Origin of the sequence: Neobacillus niacini, from assembly GCF_030817695.1 — a bacterium.
Taxonomy (GTDB): domain Bacteria; phylum Bacillota; class Bacilli; order Bacillales; family Cytobacillaceae; genus Neobacillus; species Neobacillus niacini_F.
Map to the genome: position 1 here is coordinate 2,732,989 of NZ_JAUSZQ010000002.1, position 17,934 is coordinate 2,750,922.

The 17,934-nt window shown below is 36.5% G+C and carries 19 protein-coding genes and 1 tRNA gene; 13 read left to right on the forward strand and 7 right to left on the reverse strand.

All coding sequences use genetic code 11. The features are described 5' to 3' along the window. Window positions 1–33: 33 nt before the first annotated feature. Window positions 34–1,185, reverse strand: a complete 1,152-nt coding sequence (locus tag QFZ28_RS14055) for a glycoside hydrolase family 18 protein (protein WP_307195204.1) — start codon at window positions 1,183–1,185, stop codon at window positions 34–36. A 180-nt stretch (window positions 1,186–1,365) separates the two neighbouring features. Here QFZ28_RS14055 and QFZ28_RS14060 point away from each other — a divergent pair, with 180 nt between their 5' ends. The 6 genes from QFZ28_RS14060 (at window position 1,366) to QFZ28_RS14085 (ending at window position 7,621) form a co-directional block, all read left to right on the forward strand. Further along, entirely contained in the window at window positions 1,366–2,460 is a 1,095-nt protein-coding gene (locus QFZ28_RS14060) for a metallophosphoesterase (RefSeq protein ID WP_307195205.1), read from the forward strand. A gap of 154 nt (window positions 2,461–2,614) precedes the next feature. Next, window positions 2,615–2,911 carry a 4a-hydroxytetrahydrobiopterin dehydratase gene (locus QFZ28_RS14065; protein WP_307195206.1) on the forward strand — a complete coding sequence of 99 codons (297 nt, stop codon included), beginning with the start codon at window positions 2,615–2,617 and terminating at the stop codon, window positions 2,909–2,911. A gap of 27 nt (window positions 2,912–2,938) precedes the next feature. Beyond that, complete coding sequence (locus QFZ28_RS14070; RefSeq protein WP_307195207.1) at window positions 2,939–4,666, forward strand: aromatic amino acid hydroxylase; 1,728 nt, start codon at window positions 2,939–2,941, stop codon at window positions 4,664–4,666. 82 nt (window positions 4,667–4,748) lie between these two features. Next, entirely contained in the window at window positions 4,749–5,354 is a 606-nt protein-coding gene (locus QFZ28_RS14075) for a DUF6944 family repetitive protein (RefSeq protein WP_307195208.1), read from the forward strand. A gap of 70 nt (window positions 5,355–5,424) precedes the next feature. After that, on the forward strand, window positions 5,425–6,336 hold the full coding sequence (locus tag QFZ28_RS14080; RefSeq protein WP_307195209.1) for a CBASS cGAMP-activated phospholipase: 912 nt from the start codon (window positions 5,425–5,427) through the stop codon (window positions 6,334–6,336). Between the two features lie 100 nt (window positions 6,337–6,436). Continuing rightward, window positions 6,437–7,621 carry a DHH family phosphoesterase gene (locus tag QFZ28_RS14085; RefSeq protein ID WP_307195210.1) on the forward strand — a complete coding sequence of 395 codons (1,185 nt, stop codon included), beginning with the start codon at window positions 6,437–6,439 and terminating at the stop codon, window positions 7,619–7,621. A 49-nt stretch (window positions 7,622–7,670) separates the two neighbouring features. Here the strand turns inward: QFZ28_RS14085 and QFZ28_RS14090 are convergent, their stop codons facing one another. Together QFZ28_RS14090 and QFZ28_RS14095 are read right to left on the reverse strand one after the other, a co-directional pair. Continuing rightward, window positions 7,671–8,036, reverse strand: a complete 366-nt coding sequence (locus tag QFZ28_RS14090; protein ID WP_307195211.1) for a carboxymuconolactone decarboxylase family protein — start codon at window positions 8,034–8,036, stop codon at window positions 7,671–7,673. 76 nt (window positions 8,037–8,112) lie between these two features. Then, window positions 8,113–8,952, reverse strand: a complete 840-nt coding sequence (locus tag QFZ28_RS14095; protein WP_307195212.1) for a DUF2935 domain-containing protein — start codon at window positions 8,950–8,952, stop codon at window positions 8,113–8,115. Between the two features lie 119 nt (window positions 8,953–9,071). On the opposite strand from QFZ28_RS14095, the gene QFZ28_RS14100 reads away from it, so the two are divergent. The 4 genes from QFZ28_RS14100 (at window position 9,072) to yiaA (ending at window position 13,301) form a co-directional block, all read left to right on the forward strand. Further along, on the forward strand, window positions 9,072–10,514 hold the full coding sequence (locus tag QFZ28_RS14100) for a spore germination protein (protein ID WP_307195213.1): 1,443 nt from the start codon (window positions 9,072–9,074) through the stop codon (window positions 10,512–10,514). Window positions 10,515–10,519: 5 nt separating this feature from the next. Then, complete coding sequence (locus QFZ28_RS14105; RefSeq protein ID WP_307195214.1) at window positions 10,520–11,605, forward strand: GerAB/ArcD/ProY family transporter; 1,086 nt, start codon at window positions 10,520–10,522, stop codon at window positions 11,603–11,605. Continuing rightward, window positions 11,598–12,695, forward strand: a complete 1,098-nt coding sequence (locus tag QFZ28_RS14110; protein ID WP_307195215.1) for a Ger(x)C family spore germination protein — start codon at window positions 11,598–11,600, stop codon at window positions 12,693–12,695. Before QFZ28_RS14105 ends, QFZ28_RS14110 begins: the two co-directional genes overlap by 8 nt. A 135-nt stretch (window positions 12,696–12,830) precedes the next feature. Next, complete coding sequence (yiaA, locus tag QFZ28_RS14115; protein ID WP_307195216.1) at window positions 12,831–13,301, forward strand: inner membrane protein YiaA; 471 nt, start codon at window positions 12,831–12,833, stop codon at window positions 13,299–13,301. Window positions 13,302–13,400: 99 nt separating this feature from the next. Here yiaA and QFZ28_RS14120 read toward each other — a convergent pair whose 3' ends face one another. Next, complete coding sequence (locus QFZ28_RS14120; protein WP_307195217.1) at window positions 13,401–13,646, reverse strand: DUF2533 family protein; 246 nt, start codon at window positions 13,644–13,646, stop codon at window positions 13,401–13,403. A gap of 136 nt (window positions 13,647–13,782) precedes the next feature. Between QFZ28_RS14120 and QFZ28_RS14125 the strand changes: the two genes are divergently transcribed. After that, window positions 13,783–14,067, forward strand: coding sequence for a DUF3219 family protein (locus QFZ28_RS14125; RefSeq protein WP_307195218.1), 285 nt, complete (start codon window positions 13,783–13,785; stop codon window positions 14,065–14,067). Window positions 14,068–14,088: 21 nt separating this feature from the next. Then, window positions 14,089–15,084 (forward strand): LLM class flavin-dependent oxidoreductase, encoded by a 996-nt coding sequence (locus tag QFZ28_RS14130; RefSeq protein ID WP_307195219.1) that lies wholly within the window; start codon window positions 14,089–14,091, stop codon window positions 15,082–15,084. A 39-nt stretch (window positions 15,085–15,123) separates the two neighbouring features. Here the strand turns inward: QFZ28_RS14130 and QFZ28_RS14135 are convergent. Together QFZ28_RS14135 and QFZ28_RS14140 are read right to left on the reverse strand one after the other, a co-directional pair. Beyond that, window positions 15,124–15,209, reverse strand: a tRNA-OTHER gene (locus QFZ28_RS14135). Window positions 15,210–15,238: 29 nt separating this feature from the next. Further along, window positions 15,239–15,538, reverse strand: a complete 300-nt coding sequence (locus tag QFZ28_RS14140; protein ID WP_307195220.1) for a hypothetical protein — start codon at window positions 15,536–15,538, stop codon at window positions 15,239–15,241. Window positions 15,539–15,757: 219 nt separating this feature from the next. Between QFZ28_RS14140 and xerS the strand changes: the two genes are divergently transcribed. Beyond that, on the forward strand, window positions 15,758–16,843 hold the full coding sequence (gene xerS / locus QFZ28_RS14145; RefSeq protein WP_307195221.1) for a tyrosine recombinase XerS: 1,086 nt from the start codon (window positions 15,758–15,760) through the stop codon (window positions 16,841–16,843). A 247-nt stretch (window positions 16,844–17,090) separates the two neighbouring features. Here the strand turns inward: xerS and QFZ28_RS14150 are convergent, their stop codons facing one another. Further along, window positions 17,091–17,852 (reverse strand): hypothetical protein, encoded by a 762-nt coding sequence (locus tag QFZ28_RS14150; RefSeq protein ID WP_307195222.1) that lies wholly within the window; start codon window positions 17,850–17,852, stop codon window positions 17,091–17,093. Between the last annotated feature and the right edge of the window lie 82 nt (window positions 17,853–17,934).

A 17,934-nucleotide genomic window follows, 5' to 3' on the forward strand; every position in this document is an offset into this window, starting at 1 on the left:
GCACGCTCTTCGTTAAGAGTGTGCAGCCTTTTGTTATTTCTTTGCGAGGATATCGCTCGATTTAACTAGTTCATTATATATTGCTATTGTTAAGCTATGTGGACCCTTACTGTCATGACCAGCCTCCCACAGCATCATTCCACCAAAGCCGTGATCAAGTGCTAGATTGGTCTTCTTTTTAATGGTTTCAACACCATTATAATGATAAGTCGTTCCATTCATACTCACTGTATCATTCACAGCGTTTGCAGGATCACTGTTTACGATAGCACCATAAGAAACCTGTTTAATCGCAGGGTCTTCAGGCTGAGCATAAAAAGGAACTCCTAAAACAAGCTTTTCTTTTGCCAGATTGTTTTGATCAAATAGATTGGACCAATAGTTTACTATATTCTCCGTAAAAGGATAAGGAGATAGATTAGCTGCATTGTATCCGCCATCCCATTGACCATCATATGCCATAATATTTACATGATCAACATACTGAAAGGTGGAAGGTTCAAAAATGACAAAGCCCATTTCGGTGCCTGTCACCGCATGGATTTTTGCATAAACGGCAATCGATAGCTCTTTGCCTTTTGGATGCAGCTGCTCGCTTAGTTCCTTCGCAAAGGCAGCCAGGTTTGCAGCATCAGCTTTTGAACGAGGATGTTCGAAATCAATATCAATCCCGTCTAGTTTTTCACGGTCCACGATACTAGTAAGTTCGTTAACTAGTCTCGTCCTAGAATCAGGATTACTGATGGCTGTTTTAAATGGTTCATAGGATTCCCCGCCATTAATATGAAACCAGCCGCCAACCGCTAAAATTACTTTTGTATTGTGTTTGTCAGCTTCTTTAACCATCGCTCGTAGATTATTAATAGCTGAATCACCATTTAGCAATATCCCTCCATCTGCTGTCGGATGAGCAAACGAGAAAATTACGTGTGTTAACTTTGAATAATCAACCACATTCGGATCACGAAAATCCTGTACATAACCCATTAACACTTTAGATTCCTCGAAACTTTCCCCTGGAATCGTTTTTTCTGCAAGTTTTTTTGTTGATTCTGAAGCTTTTTCTATTATAAGCGGCTTTGACGCTTGATTTATTTTATTTTTTGAATATAACACTCCTGTAAAAATTCCCCCTGTAAAGGTAATAAGGATTACCAGGGCGAGGAGGATTGTTCGTTTCTTCATCAATTGATTCCTCCCTATTATTCTCTGACTTTAAAATTGTATCAAAAAATGAAAGGAGGAAGGGATGGTAATATCACCCTTGATAATAAATGGGAAATAACTAATACATATTGTTTGTGATAAAAGGTCAATTATTGTCTAATAGAGGTATGACTTCTAATGTAAAGGAGATTTACATCTGTGTGGGCTGTCGGAATAGGAATTATCTTACTATATAATGTATTAATTTTTTACATTGGCTATAATATTTGGGTTTGGCTGAAACAAATTAGTGGCGACCGTAAGAGTATAAAAATTATGTTCTGGGTTGTTCTCGTTATTTTTGCTTATTCTTTTGTTTTTTCACGTTGGCTCGATGAGAGTTTATTGTTTACTTGGCTTGGGGCTGCTTGGCTGTCATTATTTTACTTTTTAATATTGTTCTTGCCTGCAGCGAATATTGCGGTTTTTTTAAGAAGATTTACAAAGATACAAAAAGAAAAGTTTATCAAATGGACGGGATACACCGTTTTCGTTTTGATCATTGGTTCATTCTTATTCGGAGTGTTTAATGCATACAGTCCTAAAGTGACAACCTATCAAATTAATATCCCGAAACAGGTAGAAGGGAAACAAAACCTGAAAATTATTATGGCTTCAGATATGCATTTTGGGGATTTATCGGGAAGCGGGCAGGCTAAAAAACTCGTTGAGTATATTAATTCTCAAAAACCAGACTTAGTACTTTTTCCGGGAGATATTATCGATGATGATATTACACCTTTTCTTGAAAAGGGAATTCCAGGGATACTAAAACAAATCAAAGCGCCTGTTTATGCTTCCTTAGGGAATCATGATCGAGATGACGTGGACCTTTTGCAGATTTTTAATAACAGCGGTATGAAGGTTTTAGATGACGAGGTCCTGAACCTTCCTGAAGGGATTGTCCTTGTAGGCAGGAAAGATAGAGGATACCAGGATGTTGTAAGAGCGGAGCTTCCGGAGTTAATGAAGCAGGTCGATTTGAAGAAACCCGTTTTCCTGCTTGAACATCAGCCATATGATTTAGATATTGCCGAAAAGAACGGGGTGGACCTTATTTTATCAGGTCACACACATCGCGGACAGGTTGCACCTGGTAATCTTATAACGAATACGATTTTTGAAAATGATTTCGGCTATTTGAAAAAAGGGCAGCTCCAATCGATTGTTTCTTCCGGCTATGGTGTCTGGGGCTTGCCGCTCCGAATCGGGACACGGTCTGAAATTGTCCAAATTAATGTAACATTTGATTAATATATAAGAAAAAATCTACCTAAAGACAGGTAGATTTTTTTCGTTTCAAAACAAGAGAAAACTGACAGTGTTTTTTTTATTCTAATTGAATAATATTTAATGATCACTGCGAATTTTAATGAAAGCGCTTTATTAGTATAAAGGAGAGAAGCGAATGGAAAAATTATTGCCTTCAGAAGTTCAAGAAATGTTATCCTCCGTTCCGAACTGGAAATTAACCGATGAGAAATGGATTGAGCGAAAGTATCGTTTTGGCGATTATCTAAAAGGAATTGATTTCGTCCAATCAGTGGCAAACCTGTCTGAGCAGGTTAACCATCACCCATTTATTTCAATAGACTATAAGGTCGTAACTTTAAGACTTTCATCATGGAATGTAAGGGGATTAACTGCTTTGGATTTTCAATTAGCCACAAAATATGATGAATTTTATTTACAAAAGAAAAGTTAATTTTCTTCTAAAGGGAGAGATTTCTATATGGGGGAAGAAAAGAAAATTCCAAGACACTTACAGAAATATGTCGTTGACCAGCAATATGAGAAATACACACCGATTGATCATGCGGTTTGGCGTTATGTGATGAGACAAAACCATAATTATTTAAAAGATACCGCCCATCAAGCGTATGTTGGCGGGTTAAAATCTTCTGGGATATCCATTGAGAAAATACCTAATGTAACAGATATGAACAAAGCGTTAGAGCCTTTTGGCTGGGGAGCAGCCAATATTGATGGCTTTATTCCAGGTGTTATTTTCTTCGACTTTCAAGCACATGGGATTCTGCCGATAGCCTCTGACATTCGTAAACTAGAAAATATTCAATATACACCAGCACCTGATATCATTCATGAAGCCGCGGGTCATGCACCTATTCTTTGCGAAGAGAAATTCTCGGAGTATGTAAAGTTATTTGGCCAAATCGGTTCAAAAGCATTGGCTACAAGTGAAGAGCATGAATTATTTGAAGCAGTACGCACCTATTCGAATTTATTAGAAAGCGGAAAAGCAACAAAAGCAGAAATCGAGGCAGCGAAAGCTAATTTTGAGGAAAAGCAAGCAGCTGTAACTGAATTATCAGAAGCGGAACAAATTTCGCGTTTATATTGGTGGACCGTTGAATACGGGCTTATTGGAAGTGTTGATCACCCACAAATCTATGGAGCTGGATTGTTATCTTCTGTATCGGAAGGAAGAAGCAGTTTAACTGATTCGGTTAAGAAAATTCCTTTCGACCTGCAAACGGTTATAGAAACCGGCTTTGATATTACCAAACCCCAGCCGCAGCTTTTCGTTTGTGACAGCTTTGATCAGTTAATCGATGCAGTGATGGAGTTTTCAAAAACGATGGCGTTTAAGGTTGGTGGAACAAAAGGTTTAGATAAAGCACTTCGTTCAAATCATACGGCTACGATTCAATATAGCTCAGGTCTGCAGCTAACGGGAACCTTACGTAACATCATCAAGGATGAAAAAGGGGAAGCGATATACATCCAAACAGAAGGACCTTCAGCCTTGTCTTATCAAAATACAGAATTGCATGGGCATGGAAAAACGACACATCAGGACGGATTCGGAGCACCCATTGGAAAAATGGGAAACAGCCTAAATCCATTAGAGGACCTTAATGATGAGGAGCTTAAAGGAATTGGAATAGAGATAGGAAAGGAATCTACTATCGAGTATGAGAGTGGAGTTAAGGTTTCCGGGACACCGCAGCAATTCCAGCGGAAAGATGGCAAACTTCTGGTGATATCGTTTAAAGATTGTACGGTTTCATACGAAGAGAAGACTTTGTTTCAACGTGATTGGGGCACGTATGATTTGGCAGTTGGAGACAAAATTACCTCCGTTTTTGCTGGTGCCGCAGACTCAGAGCAATTTTATGCAGATTTAGAGGAAGTAGAGACAAAACTGCTTGTAAAAAGGGAGTTATCCCCGTTAGAACAATTGTATGGGAAGGTTAGAAGTATCCGCGAAAACAAAGTATATAATATGGAAGCAGTGCTAGTAGAAGTGATTGAAAAATTAACCACTGAGTTTAAGGAGGATTGGCTATTAAGGATAGAGATAATGGAAATCCTCGTAAAACGAAATCTACTTCCTGACCAGCAGTTAGTGCTTAAAAACCAGCTTGGAGACATAAAGCTTTTGCACCAGGAGTTTCCAGTGTTAATTGATAGAGGTCTAATGTTAACCAATGCTTGATGAATACTAAAAAAACGATGATTAACAATACCCCGCCTATTGAATATACTTATTAAAGGTTAAATCGATGGGCGGTTTTTCTATGGAAACTCAACTAAAAGAACTTTTCGGGGCGTGGATTCAAGCAATTGGTACGGTTACAGCTGCTATTGGAAGTACACCATCACTTAACGAAAATACACAACAAAGTCTGAACCTATGGGGGAATGTCCTTCAGGGCACTGGAAATGCCTTAATTGCTGATGCCGAGGAAGAATTAACCTTAGGAAAGCTTGGAAATGAAGTCCAAGCAATTGGTAATACCACTGTTGTAGCTGGAATCTTATTAAATAATTCAGAAGAAAATAAGCTTAAGTTGGATATTAACGGAAACTTGCTGCAAGCAGTAGGTGGAGGTATAGCACTGCCAGAGGATTTGATAGATGAGCCTTCTACTATTAGAACACTGAATATTACCGGAAATGTATTACAGATTATCGGAAATTCATTGCAAGCCTTTGGTGGTGCTGAAGAGCTTAAAAGTATTCGTGAAAATGAAGATAGATTTAAAGGATATAGGGAAAGTAATGAGTCCAAACAAGTGACATCTAGCCAAACATTAGCCATAAACGGGAGCTGGATACAAGCGGTTGGTTCAGTGATTTCAGCAATTGCTCAAACAAGGGAAAGTATAGAAGAAATTGATTAACTGGCCGTAATAAGGAAAGCGAAGTAGGGGCACACTGAGGAAAAAGAAGGTTAATATAGGTGAAATATAGATGAAATTACTATGTATAGATGGCGGCGGCATACGAGGTATTTTTGCCATTGCCATTTTACAAGCACTAGAAGAAGAAGTGGGCCATCCTGTTGGAGAGTTATTTGATGTTGTTGCTGGGACTAGTACTGGAGCAATCATCGCTGCCTCAGTTTCACTTAATAAAAACATGAGAGAAATCTATGAAAGCTACAAGCATTATGGCGGAAAGATTTTTACGAGACAGGCAAAGGTTGGACTATTCAAAAGTGTCTATAGTGACCGGGCATTAAGACATCTTTTAAAAAATGCATTTGGTGAAGTGGAGCTAAAGGATATAACCAAGCCCCTGCTTATTCCTGCTGTGGACATTACACATGGAAAACCGTTTACGCACCGCTCCAACTACGGGCATCCTGATTGTGATGATCTATCCATAAAAGTATGGGATGCTGTTCTTTCCTCCTGCTCGGCACCTGTCTATTTTCCTCCTAACAAAATAGGGGATCAATACTTATCCATAGATGGCGGGCTATGGGCGAATAATCCTTCATTAGTCTGCTTAACCGAAGCGATTCATTTCTTCCAAAAAAGTATGAAAGAAATCAATATCTTATCGATTGGCACTGGATTACAGAATATTGATTTTACAAACAATAATGATAAGTATTGGGGAATCAATCAATGGCTCCCGTTTCATCTGCCTTCGATGAAGGTCACACCAAAGCTTCTCGATTTGGCCCTTCACCTTTCATCAGAATCTGTGACCTATCATTGTCAGCTCCTCCTTAAGGAACAATACCTTCGAATCAATGAAGACTTAGGAGAGGAAGTACCGTTCGATGAAGTCAACTATATGGATATACTTAGTGAATTGGGGAGAAATGTCTTTCAGAAACAGAAAAATGATATCCTTTCTTTTATAGAATATTAACGGACAAAACTCGCACTTTTTAGAGTCAGCGGGTTTTTTGTTTGCTGTCATTCAATATTTTTACCCTTTTGATACCATACTATTTTATGAGGTGAAGAGCATGTACAAATTGTTGTCGCATAATGATTTAGATGGTGTCGGTTGTGGTATTTTAGCAAAGCTTGCCTTTAGGGAGGATGTAAAGGTTCGTTACAACTCCATATCTGGTTTAAATCGAGAAGTAGAATGGTTTTTTGATAACGTAGATAAGAACACTTTTTTATTTATTACCGATTTGTCTGTAAATGAAAAAAATGAACAGAGGATTAATGAGTTTTACCAAGATGGCGGAAAAGTACAGCTAATCGATCATCATAAAACCGCACTGCATTACAATGACTATCCCTGGGGTCATGTGGTTGTAGAGGATGAAGAAGGGAAATTAACTTCTGCAACCTCCCTATTGTATCACTATCTTCTTTCACATCAGTTAATCGAGGAGTCCGCTGCGATCACAGAATTTGTTGAGCTGGTTAGACAATATGATACGTGGGAATGGGAAAAAAATGATAATCAGGATGCCCAGCGTCTAAATGCTTTATTTTTTCTCGTATCAATTGACGAATTTGAAGAAAAAATGATAACACGTCTACAGACTAGTGAACATTTTCATTTTGACGAATTTGAAAAGAAAATATTAGACATGGAAGAAGATAAAATTGACCGCTATATTCGCAGGAAAAGGCGGGAGCTGGTTCAGACTGAACTGAATGGTCTTTTTGCAGGTGTGGTCTATGCTGAATCATATCACTCTGAATTGGGAAATGAATTAGGGAAAGAATACCCTCATCTTGATTATATCGCGATTTTAAATATTGGCGGAAAGCGGATGGGTTTCCGTACGATTCACGATCATATCGATGTTTCTGAGGTTGCCGGACAATACGGAGGTGGAGGGCATGCAAAGGCATCGGGGTGTTCGTTAACCGAAGAAGCCTATACTAGTTTCGTGACCGAAACCTTTCACCTAGAACCGATTCCAGAGGACGCGAGACGAAATCGTTATAACCTTAAGGGTTCGTCGTTTGGTACTTTGTATAAAAGCAGAAGAGAAGATTACTTCTTGCTTCATCAAATAAATGACCATGAATGGGCGATTCAAAAAGGGCAAAAACGCTTGGAACAAACCTATGCTAATTTTGAAGAAGGGGAAAGCTACTTGAAAAGGAATTATGAGGTCTGGTTAGTAAAAGACGACGATTTTGTTCAATACCTCATGAAACAAGTTAAAAACCATATCCACTGAAAAAACCACTACAGAACAAATGTTCTGTAGTGGTTTTTTAAAAGAGTTATTACTGTTTTAGTTGATTTAAATCATCAATGCATTCCTGAACAAGTGTAACTGCCTGACTCATCGCAGCTCCTCCGCCAAATGCAGCCGTAACACCAACAGCTTCAAGGATTTCCTGTTCTGAACATCCTTGGTCAAGACAACCTTTTGTATGGTAAATAATACAATATTCATCTTGTGAATAGAGGCTAATGCCTAATGCAATCAATTGCTTTTCCCGTTGAGTTAAAGCTCCCTCTTTAAAGCACTCTTCTGTAAATGCATTGAAATGTCTAGCAAACTCCGGCATTTTCTGAGTAAACACACCTAAACCTGCTTTATACTCGTGAAGGGCAGCTTCAGTGTTATTCATAGCTTCAAATTCCATTCTTATAATCAGCTCCATTTCTAATTATCATGAATCCAAAATTAGTATGAGCAAACAAAGAAAGGATTAACCAACATTAAAATTCTCTGCGGTAGTTTTTAAAATAGGATGTTAATGAGCAAGGGGGTCTTTCCATATCAGGCACAAATGCACTTATCTTGGTTAAAAAATAACATGACTCGGGAAAATGGTGCTCTAAAAACCGCAGTGTTGTCGCATTTAAAACTTCTTTACCCTTATATAGCGTTATAACATGTTCAACTAATTGGTTAAAGGCAAGCACCGTTCCACTAACTTCACGTGCAAAGGAGATTTGTACAGGGAAATGGGGAGGCATAAACCGTAAATAACCTTTTATTGCGTCATTTTTTAAAATATGTGCTGAAAAAAGCTTACTTAGTGTGTTCACTTTTTCATGAAGGATAAGTTCTACACCATCAAGTGCGCGATTTAATAATGCAGCATGACCAAGCTGATCCTCTAACCAAAGGTCTAATAAATCAACTAATGGAAGCGGGGGATAATTTGTTCCATTCATGTAATACTGCAGGATCCGCAAATATTCACCGTTTTCATTTAGAGTACCATTAAAATAAGTTGGGGTAATGTTTATCAGTATTTTATTATTTAATTGTAAGTTAAGAACTCTTCCTTCAAAGCGGTAATAATCATAAGAAACTTGAGCAGAAAGCCTGGAGAATTCCACTAATGCCTGAGAATTTACATGACTATTTTTTGGAACTTGTTCCAGCCGATTTCTTAGCTCTATGAACCTGCCTATAAAGGACACAGCTTCTTCTACAAGGTTTACCTCGACGGGTGATAAATAATCCCGAACAAAAACGGAGTGATCTAAAAGTATATTTACCCAGAAATAATGTTCTTCCCAAGGAGAAAAAGGATTTAGGTTTTTCACCGGTAACCTCCTTTATTTACAATCTGCCTCTCTTATACAAATTATTATTCAAATTTTTAATAAATGTATAAATTACCATTGTTAGCAAAAAATAAAAGAAAAAGATGGGGCGGGTGCGAATGCGGAAAGATCGCAATCGCTTGTTGAAGGACTTTAAACTGCAGAGAAGCATCATACAAACGAATACGAGTGATAAAAAAGAAGCTGGAGAGGGTTTATTACAGCAATTTTTTAGCAATTTTACCAATAGTTCTGATCTAAGTGTCACAGAGTTTCCGCATTTATCAGTAAAAATTTATTACTTTAGTTATTTAATTAATAAAGATCATTATGAGCAATTTTTATCAAAACTAAGAAATATTAATCCAGAAGAAATACAGTCATTTTTTAATCATTCCGAGTTTAAGGGACTTTCAGATATGAATGGTATTGAAGAAGCCATATTATCAGGAAGTGCTATCATTTTTTACGAGAAAGAAGCATATGAGCTTCCTTTTAAAGAGGGAAAAGGTCGTTCTATTTCACAATCTGAATCAGAAACGGTTATTCTTGGTTCGCATGACTCATTTGTGGAATCTGTTGATGTGAATTTATCTCTTATTCGAAAAAGAGTGATGAGTTCCCAGCTTAAGACGATCAAATTGCACGTAGGTAAAACGTCAAAAAGAACGGTTTATTTACTGTATATCGAAGGCGTTGCTTCAGATAAAGATATAGAAGAAATTAAAAAAAGGATTTTATCCGTTCATAACGATGGTATTGCAGATACGAATATGCTTGTTCAATTTATAGATGAACATCCAAATTCACCTTTTCCACAGTTTTATACCACAGAAAGACCAGACGTAACGGTATATAAATTGTTTGAGGGAAAAATTGCAGGGTTAATGGACAACAGTCCGTTTGCCTTTTGTACACCTGTCAGTTTTTTTGATTTTATGGAATCCATGGATGATTTCGGGCAAAGATGGATTGTCAGCACATTCATCAAAGTAACTCGGTATATTGCCATTTTAGTTACGTTGTTGTTTACTGCCTTATATGTAGCCGTTACTACCTATCACTATGAGATGATTCCGCAGGCATTACTGCCGACATTACTGGAGTCACGAAGTAAAGTGCCGTTTCCCCCTGTAATTGAAGCGCTCTTTTTAGAATTTTTGTTAGAGCTGCTGCGAGAAGCAGGAGCCAGGCTTCCAACAAAAGTTGGACAAACAATTGGTATTGTTGGTGGTATTGTAATTGGGCAAGCCGCTGTACAGGCTGGGATTACCAGCAATATTCTTATTATTGTGGTAGCAGCCTCTGCCATCGCGTCATTTGTGATACCCAGTTATTTATTAAGTGGATCGATAAGAATTGTCCGTTTTGGATTTATCATCCTTACAGGATTTTGGGGTAATATTGGGATTGTTTTTGGAATGGGGATTTTAATTATCCATTTAAGCGGCCTGACTAATTTAAACTCGCCTTACTTACTGCCAATATCGCCTATGTTTCCAAAGTTCTTCAAATACTCATTAATAAGGGGACCTTTTAAGAAAAAAGCTGAAAGGGGTTAACACTCATGCAAATGAAAGAAAAGTTATCACCCTTTCAAGCCTCGATTTTGGTTTATTTAATTCAGTCTGGTGTTACATTATTTACTTTACCCCGGCTTGTCGCAGAAGCCTTTGGGACAAACGGCTGGATTGGACTTATCTTTATCTCTCTCATTGTTAATATCAATCTAGTTCTTATTTGGCTCGTATATAAAATAAGCAAAGGGAAGTCCTTCTTTGAAATCATATCCATTTTTCCAAAATGGATTACACTGCCAGTTAGTTTATTTATTGCGGTCGTATGGATGCTGCTAGGGGTATTTGTGATGGTTAAGTTTTCAATGATCCTAAAAGTCTTGTTCTACCATAACGTATCTCTTTTTTACTTTTTCTCAATGGGGTACATCTTATCGTATATGCTGCTAAAGAAGGACCTTTATCAAATTGCTAAATCAACGGTGGTATTATTTTATTTTACGATTTGGACTGTGTTTTTATTAGCTTTCCACCTTCCGGAATTTAGCTTTATCCGGCTTACACCATTTATTTTCAAAGGTGATACCGATATGCTGAAAGGCGGATTGTCTATTTATACAGCCCTTTTAGGTTATGAACTGTCGATTTTATTTATCCACTTGATAGAAAGGAAACAATTAAAATCGCTCATTGCAGGGAATTCCATTACATGCATGATCTATTTGGGTGTAACCTTCATCTGTTTTGGATTTTTCAGCTTTGAGCAATTGTTAAGGGAGATGTACCCGGTGGTAACACTGTTGGGGTACATTTCTTTTCCCGTCCTTGAACGCGTAGAGAGTTTTACTTTTTCCATTTTCGGTTTGAAGGTGCTGATGACAACCGTTATGTATTTATGGGGGACAAAAGAATTATTACATTATCAGTTTAAAAGGATAAAACCAAACTTTCTCCTAATAGGTATTCTGATTATCAGTTTTTTTGTTTCCTTTATTCCAAAGGTTATAAAAGATGTAGAAGAATGGTTAAATTATATTACTTATGCAGCTACAGCCATTGCCTTTATGTTACCGATTCTTTTATTGCTTATTGTTCTATTAACGAGAAAAATGAACAGGAAGCCAGCCAATGAATAAGGTATTCGTCATAATCATGATATTAATTCAAACTGGATGTGCTGAGCAGCGGATCATAGATGATTTAGCGCTTATTAACGCTGTAGGCTATGATGTTACGGATAACGAAAAGAATCCTTTAAAGTTAACCGGTACCTTTCCCATTATTACAAAGGATGGAAAATATGATCGAAAAACGATTATGGTTGAAGGGAAATCAAGTAAAGAGGCAAGGGAAAAAGTAAGATTGAAGACAAACTTAAAACTCGAAAGCGGACAAATTCGTGTTACTTTGTATGGCCAGGAATTGGCGAAGCAGGGGATGTTACCATATTTACAATCCTTAGTTCGTGATCCAAGTATCGGTACAAGAGCGAAATTGGCATTAGCAGAAGATAAAGCCAGTGATGTTTTGATGCTGCAGATTAAGAACGAAGGGCAAAATGCTACGTATTTAGAGCAGTTTTTAACGAAATTAAACCGAGAAAATTTAAGGACAAATTATAATATTTATCAATTCCTTAGAGACTACTATGATGACGGAATTGATCCGATTTTGCCGGTCTTTAAAGTTGAAAAAAATAACATTGTCTATAATGGTATTGGTTTATTTCATGAAGACAAACTTGTCGAAATCCTTAAACCTTCCGAAGCCCGATATCTTTTCCTTTTTCGGGAAGAGATGAAACAAGGTAATTTCGTCGAGCAAATTGACGTAGGAGAGGAAGAAAAAGCCTCAATCATGCTTAATTATCAACTTAAGCAGCACCATATTAACATTCAATCAACATCAACTAATACAAAGAAAGCATCGATCAATATAGAATTAATAGGGGATGTACTTGAATATACCGGGAAAGAAGAAATTTCAGATCCAAAAATACAAAAAAAAATTGAAAATATTATAACCAAGAAAATTAATCAGGAGGGTAAGGAACTGATCGTAAAGTTACAGAAACTCCAAGTAGACCCACTTGGTATTAATCGGTATGTACGTAACAAAATGAACTATAAAGACTGGAAAGCATTAGATAAGTATCAATCCTATCAGGATATGGATATAAAAATAGAGGCAAATATTATTTTAAACAGCGCAGGAAAATGGAAGTAGGTTTAATAAGAAATTTAAGGAAAAATCATCTTTTATTTGTAAGAATTTTCTATATAATAGAATGAGGTGGGAGCACTACAGTGTATCTGCGGTATTCCATTATATTAGATAAAAAGATGGAGGGGGGAACATTCAATGTCTAATGAAAATGAGGTTTTATTAGATAAAGCAAAACAAAAGGATACCAAATTGAAAGTACAAAGGAAAGAGGGAGAACCTACTCCGGCTTTCATAGGTGCTTCCTGGGGTGCGCTGTTAATAGGTGTTACGGCTTATTTCATTGGCTTGTTTAACGCAGCGATGCAATTGAATGAAAAAGGATATTACTTTGCCGTTTTAATATTCGGGCTCTATGCAGCGGTATCTTTACAAAAAGCAGTTAGAGATAAAGATGAGGGAATACCCGTTACCAATATTTATTATGGTATTAGCTGGTTAGCACTTATCGTATCGATTTCATTAATGGGCATCGGTTTATACAATGCTGGAAGTATTGATTTGAGCGAAAAAGGATTCTATGGGATGTCATTTGTTCTTAGTTTATTTGCAGCCATTACGGTTCAAAAGAATATTCGAGATACACAGAGAGCAAGAGAAAGAGAGTAGTTTTATCTGAGATATGGTCCGTCTGGCTGGCCATTTATAAGGAAAAAACGACAGTAATGATCTGTCGTTTTTTTCGTTACCGGATTATTTGTTTTTTAATTACTTTACATATTCTTGTACCATTTCAGTGGTAACATTTTTTCTAAGTGATATGATTCGTAAATTAATTCTGTTCATTTTATTGGTGACATCATTAATTTTATCTGTTGTAAAAGGTTTCCCTTGTTTACATAATTCAACGGCTTCTGCAATATATTTTTCACGCAGCTCGTCCAAAGCTTTAAACTCTTGGTAACTTTGATTTTGATTTTTCGCATGTTTAATTAAGTCTTTATGTACGCTCATGATTCCACTCCTCGATATTAACTTTTATTATCATACCACATTTCAAATGGTAGCAGGCACTGCTCTTAAGCAAGATTTTTGTTTTTACCAGTGTAAGTGCTATTATTTTTATATTGATAAAAAGGAGTTGCTTCTATTGGTTAATGAGATTGTCTTAGATGATACATCGATTCACGTTTACAAGTATGAAGAAGATAAAGAAGATGAATTACATAAAATTTCAATACAATTTAACGTAACGAGTGAGGAATATCATGATATCACGACCCTGTTGTACAAAGGTACATTTGACGTAAAAGTTCCTGAGCGGGATTTATCATTTAGAGCGAGTATTCAGCAATACTCTACTTCCTTTACAAATTTATATATTAAAGGGCAGGTCGGAGAGTTTAATTTAAGTTTGCTGGAAGTAAGAGAATAGGAGAGAAGGGATGGTGTGGAAATGAGGTTAAGCATTTTGGATCAAGCAGCCATATCTTCTAATCAGAGTGCAGCAGAGGCACTTAAAGAATCGATGAAGTTAGCCCAAGCTGGTGAAAACTTAGGGTATACAAGATTTTGGATTGCAGAACATCATGATTTACCAGGTCTTGCCTGTTCAGCGCCAGAAGTTATGTTAGGTTATATTGGAGCGAATACGAATACAATCAGACTTGGCTCCGGTGCGATGTTATTACCTCATTATAAGCCGTATAAGGTGGCGGAAGTTTACAATATGCTAGCCACGTTGTTTCCTGATAGAGTTGATGTTGGAATTGGAAGGGCTCCGGGAGGTTCAGCAGAAGCTACGAATGCTTTATCAGATAACTTTTTACAACAGGTGTGGAACATGCCAAACTCAGTAAAAGATTTACTGCATTTCTTAGACAATAATATTCCTCCTGAACATCCGCATGCGAAAGTGACGGCATCTCCAGTTCCTAACGTACCACCAATGCCTTGGCTGCTTGGCACGAGTAAAAAAAGCGCTATACTTGCAGCAGAAAACGGACTAGCATATGCCTTTGGACAGTTTATGAGTGATCAGGACGGTGCTGCAATTATCGAACAATATAGAAATCATTTTAAACCGAGGAAACAAAATGATGTTCCACAAGTGATTGTAACGGTTACAGCTATTTGTGCAGAAACCTCAGAAAAAGCAGAAGATGTCGCATTAAGCTCACTGGTATGGGTGCTGCAAAGAAAAAAAGGAGAGGGGCAGGAAGGTGTTCCTTCCATCCAAAAAGCGAATGACTATCTTCGAAATGAAAAAGAAGATCTACTTAGGGAAATGAAAAACAATATGATAATAGGTAATCCATATCAGGTAAAAAAGAGAATAGAAGAACTGCAAGAAAAATATAATGCAGATGAAATCATGATTGTGACTATCACACATTCACCAGTAGATAAAATCGAATCCTATAAATTGATTGCAGAAGAAATTTTACGTTAGCAGTGTTGGAAGAAGTAATAGAGGGGGAGTAAATAGTACAGGGCTTGGTGGGACTCGAACCCACAAGATACTCGAGCAGTTTACGGTTGAAACTGCCGGTTGCTCTACAATTGAGCTACAAGCCCTGTTTTTATTTTGGTTTTAAGACGAAATATTATGCATTCATTTTAGTAATTTCTTCAGTCACAACAAAAGCTAAATCATCATTTCCAAACAACGATAAAACACCAAGAAGTGTTTCGTCACCAATTTCTCCAGCTTCATCTTTTGGTACAACTAATTCCATAGCTTCTTTTAAAGCGACGTTTGAGGTCTGATTGGGATAGGCGCGCAAATACAATTCCTCAGGATTTAAGTCATGGTTAATACACCATTGAGCAAATACGAGAATCATCATTTTTTCCTCGCCTTGATAGTTTTGAATAATTTTTTCTTCTAATTGTTTTTTATCCATTAAGAAAACTCCTTTAAAAAAATCATAAATTCATTATATCTGATTTACTTGAATCAAAGAAGGAATATAAAAAGATTGAGGGAGAGAGTAAAACAGGAAGACAAAAAAGACAGGAAATGTAGTAAAAATGCAGGTAAATATCCATCCAACAAAATTACGTAAAATATAAATTTGACGTAATTAACCTTGTTAGGTAAAATATAGAAGTGAGGTGATTTTATGGTAAATCCATCAAAACAAATTAATTTTAATAAATTACAATCTCTTCTTTCTGAACTTCCCTGGTATGTTGATGAATACATCAATCATAAATTAAGAAAGCTTTCGACGGCTTCCTTATTTAATTACTGCCATGATTATAAGATCTTTTTCAATTGGATGATTCGTGAGCAATTATTTATCGGAAATGTTAAGGATATTCCCTTAAGTCGATTAGAGCAAATGACAGTTATTGAGATTGAAAGTTTTTTAAATTTCCTTCATTACGAATTAAATAATAAAGAATTAACCGTTAATCGGAAATTATCAGCATTAAAGTCCCTGTTTAATTATCTGCAGAACATTGCTGAAACCCCTGATTTACAGCCTTATATTAATCGAAATGTATTAGCCAAAATTGAATTTAATGAAGTAAAAGACAGCATGGAAACCAAAGCTGCTAAAATGGAAGGTAAAATCCTTCTTGGTGATGAATACGAAAAGTTTCGTTTATTTATTGCTCATGATTACGGTGAAATAAACAAAGAAAACAAAAAACTCTATAACTTCCACCAATTAAATAAAGAACGTGATACAGCGATTGTTTCATTAATTTTGGGATCAGGGCTTCGTCTTTCAGAGTTAATTGGGATTGAATTAGACGATATTGATTTTAAAAAGTACTGTGTAAGAGTAATTAGAAAAGGAAATAAAGAGCAATTCGTGTACTTCAGTCAGGTTGCGATGGCTGATTTGCAAGCATATTTAGCTGTGAGAACCACTAAGTATCAGGTTGAAAAGAATAATAAGGCTTTATTTATTGCAGCTGCAATCGGCCCAAAAGGAAAAACACGAAGACTTACGGCACGATCTGTTGAAAAATTAGTTGAAAAATATGCAACAGCTTTTGGTAAACCATCATTATCCGTACATAAGCTACGTCATTCCTTTGCAACAAGATACCATGCAGAGATTAATGATGTACCAAAATTACGACGACAATTAGGCCATTCATCGATTCAAACGACTATGATCTATACACATATTAAGAATGATGATTTAAAAATTGCTGTAGATAAAATGGATATGCCAAAAGAGGAATCATAATAAAGCCAGCAGTTCATGCTGCTGACTTTTTTGTTTTTACATGTATACATAATATTATTATGTAAACAAAATGACAAAATATCTCAAAATCCAAGTATACTCAAGAAACTGAGACAGAACAAAAATTTTCGTATTTACAGTTAATCAATTATTTTGATTTTAGTTCGGGATTCTACACAAAAAGACACACGAAAACTGTGTTTTTTTGTGTCTTTTTACAAATGGAATTTTGTTGATATCTCCCGCCCTACTTACCTTTTTTACTAGTATGAACGCTTGTGTTATTCAAATTCCATTTACGGTCCCCGTATTTCCAGGTAGATTCCACAAACGCAATTGTATCGGCATTTGCTATCCCCGTAATTCTTTGTACCCCTTTTAACACCATCTCGCCAGTGGTTAACTTAACTGGTGATAAAGATTGAAATGAATTCACTGTTAATTCTGTGGGCTCATTTAACCGCCCTTTATAATAAAGTCCCAGTTTTTTGTAATACTTTTTACGATCCTTTAAATCAAACATATAGGTTTTCCCTGTTTGACCAATGGTTATTTTCGCTTTATAGCCATTTTCAAAGGTACTGGCAATGTCTAATGGTTCAGGAACAACCAATTCTTTTTTTATAAAGTCCTTCAATGTATATAAATAATTCAGGGTTATGCCGCCGCTTCCCCCTGTTAATACATTTGTGAATAGATCTTTTATTCCATCCTGGTTGAGATCAACCAGCTTTAATGACGCTTTAGACCCGCTTTCAAGCGGAATTTTGTACTGTTTTTCATCAGTGGTAGATATATCGATATAAATCTCTTTCAAATAACTCTCTTCATCTTCATATGGCACCCCTTTTAATTGAATGCTTTCATTGATTCCATCTCCTGTGACATCAGATTCATGTTTTGAAATCGTGACGGTTTTAGCTTTTTCATCAAAAGCATGAACACCGGTAATCGCAGTAACAGACATGAGAAAAAATGCAGCAGCAACTAGTAGTAATTCTTTTTTCATTCTTTTCCCCTCCAAAATCTGATACACGTAGTATACCCAATTTTGGTAAAAACATGAAAAAGACTCCCAATATTTAGGGAGT

Excerpts from the sequence above, each read along its gene's own strand:
- yiaA (WP_307195216.1), top strand. The coding sequence starts at position 12,831 with ATGTCTAATGAAAATGAGGTTTTATTAGATAAAGCAAAACAAAAGGAT.
- QFZ28_RS14065 (WP_307195206.1), top strand. The coding sequence starts at position 2,615 with ATGGAAAAATTATTGCCTTCAGAAGTTCAAGAAATGTTATCCTCCGTT.
- QFZ28_RS14075 (WP_307195208.1), top strand. The coding sequence starts at position 4,749 with ATGGAAACTCAACTAAAAGAACTTTTCGGGGCGTGGATTCAAGCAATT.
- xerS (WP_307195221.1), top strand. The coding sequence starts at position 15,758 with ATGGTAAATCCATCAAAACAAATTAATTTTAATAAATTACAATCTCTT.
- QFZ28_RS14100 (WP_307195213.1), top strand. The coding sequence starts at position 9,072 with ATGCGGAAAGATCGCAATCGCTTGTTGAAGGACTTTAAACTGCAGAGA.
- QFZ28_RS14090 (WP_307195211.1), bottom strand. The coding sequence starts at position 8,036 with ATGGAATTTGAAGCTATGAATAACACTGAAGCTGCCCTTCACGAGTAT.
- QFZ28_RS14105 (WP_307195214.1), top strand. The coding sequence starts at position 10,520 with ATGCAAATGAAAGAAAAGTTATCACCCTTTCAAGCCTCGATTTTGGTT.
- QFZ28_RS14150 (WP_307195222.1), bottom strand. The coding sequence starts at position 17,852 with ATGAAAAAAGAATTACTACTAGTTGCTGCTGCATTTTTTCTCATGTCT.
- QFZ28_RS14080 (WP_307195209.1), top strand. The coding sequence starts at position 5,425 with ATGAAATTACTATGTATAGATGGCGGCGGCATACGAGGTATTTTTGCC.
- QFZ28_RS14110 (WP_307195215.1), top strand. The coding sequence starts at position 11,598 with ATGAATAAGGTATTCGTCATAATCATGATATTAATTCAAACTGGATGT.
- QFZ28_RS14120 (WP_307195217.1), bottom strand. The coding sequence starts at position 13,646 with ATGAGCGTACATAAAGACTTAATTAAACATGCGAAAAATCAAAATCAA.
- QFZ28_RS14130 (WP_307195219.1), top strand. The coding sequence starts at position 14,089 with ATGAGGTTAAGCATTTTGGATCAAGCAGCCATATCTTCTAATCAGAGT.
- QFZ28_RS14070 (WP_307195207.1), top strand. The coding sequence starts at position 2,939 with ATGGGGGAAGAAAAGAAAATTCCAAGACACTTACAGAAATATGTCGTT.
- QFZ28_RS14085 (WP_307195210.1), top strand. The coding sequence starts at position 6,437 with ATGTACAAATTGTTGTCGCATAATGATTTAGATGGTGTCGGTTGTGGT.
- QFZ28_RS14140 (WP_307195220.1), bottom strand. The coding sequence starts at position 15,538 with ATGGATAAAAAACAATTAGAAGAAAAAATTATTCAAAACTATCAAGGC.
- QFZ28_RS14055 (WP_307195204.1), bottom strand. The coding sequence starts at position 1,185 with ATGAAGAAACGAACAATCCTCCTCGCCCTGGTAATCCTTATTACCTTT.